This is a genomic window from uncultured Mobiluncus sp. (genome assembly GCF_947254095.1).
Lineage (GTDB): Bacteria > Actinomycetota > Actinomycetes > Actinomycetales > Actinomycetaceae > Mobiluncus.
Genome location: NZ_CAMYBV010000055.1, coordinates 1 through 2,720, shown reverse-complemented (window position 1 = coordinate 2,720; position 2,720 = coordinate 1). Strand labels below are relative to the sequence as shown.

Genomic DNA, 2,720 nt, shown 5'->3' with positions numbered 1-2,720 from the left:
TTCATCAGCTCGTTCAATCACGTATTTCTGTACCAGATTCACCAGCAACGTCCCGATTTACAGCTGGCCTGCCTATTTACCAAAGAATGTCTGTGGGATGACGCGATTAGCCGCTGCGAACAGGTCGGCGCCACCGCGATTCATCCCGAGGACAGCGGGCTCACCGCCGAAATGACTCGACGCCTCAAGGACGCAGGGCTGCAGATAAACGTGTGGACGGTCAACGATCCTTCCCGCGCTCGTGAACTCGCCAGTTGGGGAGTCGACGGGATTTTTACGGACGTCGCCGACGAGATGCTCGCGGCTTTAGGCCACTAAGCTGCGCTGAGCTACCCTTCCGTCAGGCTCCCAGTAAATCCGCCAAGGCCGTAAGGCATTGAGAAGCTCCGCCTTCGACACGCAGATCCGCCGCCCGGTCGTACATGGTGCGCCCCTGATTGATGATTGCCAACGGGGCTCCTTCTGCCAAACCCGCCTGCATCACATATGTTGCCGTCCCCACCACCAGCGAAGAACCCACCACCAGCACTACGTCGGCCTTTGCCGCGGCTGCATACGCCCGGGACATCACCTCTGCAGGAAGTAACTGCCCAAAAAACACGACCGCCGGTTTCAGCAATCCGCCGCAACGTTCACAAGGCACGGTTTTGAACGTGCAGGCCTCGGCGGCTTTCCGGTCCGCCACCGCCAGAATGGCGACGTGCGCGGGATCCAGGTCAAGTGGATAATCCGGGTTTGCCTCGGTGAGCCGTTCGTGCAGCGCTTGTCTGTCGGTGACTTCCCCACAATCTACGCATTCGACGCGCACGAAAGAACCGTGCATTTCATAGACTTCTTTGCATCCGGCTTTCAAATCCAGGCCGTCAACGTTTTGGGTCGCGATGCCAGTCAGCAGCCCGGCACGTTCCAGTCTCGCTTGCGCGAGATGCGCTGGGGCGGGGTCTAGGGACAACATGGTTTGCCAAGTCTGGTGGTTGCGAGCCCAGACCCAGCGTTGCCACACCGGGTCGCTGACAAACTGGTCATATTCCACCGAAGGAATCTCGGTATTGCCTTTGCCGCGATAATCAGGAATGCCGGTGTCGGTAGACATCCCAGCCCCCGTGACCAGCACGGTCTTTTTTCCTCTCATCCATCCCGCTAAAGTCTCTAGCTGTTGCATCGTTGCATCGTCAAGAGTTTCCATGATTTAAGTCTACGACTTATTGCTTGCCAGAGCTGGGATGCGCTTGCTTGCTTTCCTAACAGCCGCAACACCAGGCTGAGAATTAGTCGTTAGAGAGGTTAAACACGGGAACCCGACCGTATGGCCGGGTTCCCGTGTCAGGATAGTAATCAGAGCTTAGCGAACGCTCGGAGCAGCATAGGCAGTCGCGTAAGCAGAATTCAGCCTAGCGATTGCAGCATCGCAGTCAGCAACGGTAGCCTTGGCCTTGAACCAAACACCAACCGCCTTGGTGATTTCTTTGTTCAAAGTGTAGTAGGTGCGGAAGTTCTTGTGGGTCAAGATTTCCTTATCGCGAGCCACGCGAGTATTCCAGATGGCCTTGTTCAACAGGTCCTTCACGTAAATGGTAGCGGTATCGGTGGACTTCAAGTCACGGTAGGTAGAAACACGATCATAAGTGGCGCGCAAGTCGCTGATAGAGTCATTCAACTGGTACTCGGTTGCACCAATGTTTGCCACCCGCATGATAGCGCGGGTCACCGCAAAGCCCAGCTCCACGTGAGCTTTCTGAATCTTGTAGCGCAGGTTATTTGCAGACTTATCAACAGTCAGACCAATCTCCACAATGAGGTGGGTACGAGCCATAATCAAATCCGGATTCGCCAAGGTCTGGTAGCCACCTGCGACGACAGCCAGAGACTGAGTCAGCTCGGCAGCAGTAGCGAAGAGTTTATCGAACTCTTTGGACCAGTCAGCCTTCGGCTCTTCAGACTGAATCTCTTTCAAGGTCGCCACAGCTGCGTTAATATCGTTGATAGCGCCCTGAGCTTCTGCAGGGGTAATATCAGCGGAACGCTCAGCGGTGACAGCAGCCGGGGCCTCATCCGCGGCTACAACTTCCGCGGTTTCTTCAGCTTCGGACTCGCCGGCTGGGGCAGCTTCGGATTGATCAGAAACTTCGGCAGGTTCGGCCGCATCGCTCTGTGGCGCGGCTTCAGCAGCTTCGACAGCATCAACAGCGGGTTCGGTAACCTCAACGGTTGGAACTTCGTTGGTGGGAACTTCGTCATCTGCCAACGCCGGCATCATCGTCATACCCGGAATAGCAATCGCAACCGCCACAGCCAAAGTAACAAACTTCTTGTTCATAAAAAATGATTCCCTTCAAAAATCGATGTATGTAGTGGTTTCTGCAACCTGCTTAGCAACCCTGCATGCATTGGCTGTTTCAACCTGTTGACCGTTTAACCATAAACACACTGGACAAAAACTGAAAGTTTCCTGAGTCTTTGTTCGAACAATGAGACTTTCAAATCGCGTTTACCTTGCTGTTCTTACATATGTATGTTTGACTGGAACACCTTATCTTCAGCTTTCTAGCTGAATTTTTCCTGTAAGAATGTGTTCTGGGTGAGCCGATTTAAAAATTATAGGGCTGGCTTTCTGGTGATAAAAGCTTAAAGAGTTTCGCCCCCACGGGGTGGGGGGCGAAACGTTTTTGAAGTGTTAGTGCGGCGGTTCCCTACTCTCCCACACACCGGCGTGTGCCTGT

3 protein-coding genes are annotated in these 2,720 nt (G+C 54.0%); 1 reads left to right on the top strand and 2 read right to left on the bottom strand.

What is annotated here, in order from left to right; genetic code table 11:
• A partial coding sequence (locus Q0X47_RS08615) for a glycerophosphodiester phosphodiesterase family protein (RefSeq protein WP_297725083.1) occupies nucleotides 1-318 on the top strand: 318 nt, incomplete at its 5' end.
• Nucleotides 319-340: 22 nt separating this feature from the next.
• On the opposite strand, the gene Q0X47_RS08610 is transcribed toward Q0X47_RS08615, so the two are convergent.
• Complete coding sequence (locus Q0X47_RS08610; protein WP_297725079.1) at nucleotides 341-1,186, bottom strand: Sir2 family NAD-dependent protein deacetylase; 846 nt, start codon at nucleotides 1,184-1,186, stop codon at nucleotides 341-343.
• Nucleotides 1,187-1,342: 156 nt separating this feature from the next.
• Nucleotides 1,343-2,317: a CAMP factor family pore-forming toxin gene (locus Q0X47_RS08605; RefSeq protein WP_297725077.1), complete on the bottom strand. Its 975-nt coding sequence runs from the start codon at nucleotides 2,315-2,317 to the stop codon at nucleotides 1,343-1,345.
• Nucleotides 2,318-2,720 lie beyond the last annotated feature (403 nt).

Coding starts and splice junctions, on each gene's coding strand:
- Q0X47_RS08605 (WP_297725077.1), bottom strand. CDS start 2,317: ATGAACAAGAAGTTTGTTACTTTGGCTGTGGCGGTTGCGATTGCTATT.
- Q0X47_RS08610 (WP_297725079.1), bottom strand. CDS start 1,186: ATGGAAACTCTTGACGATGCAACGATGCAACAGCTAGAGACTTTAGCG.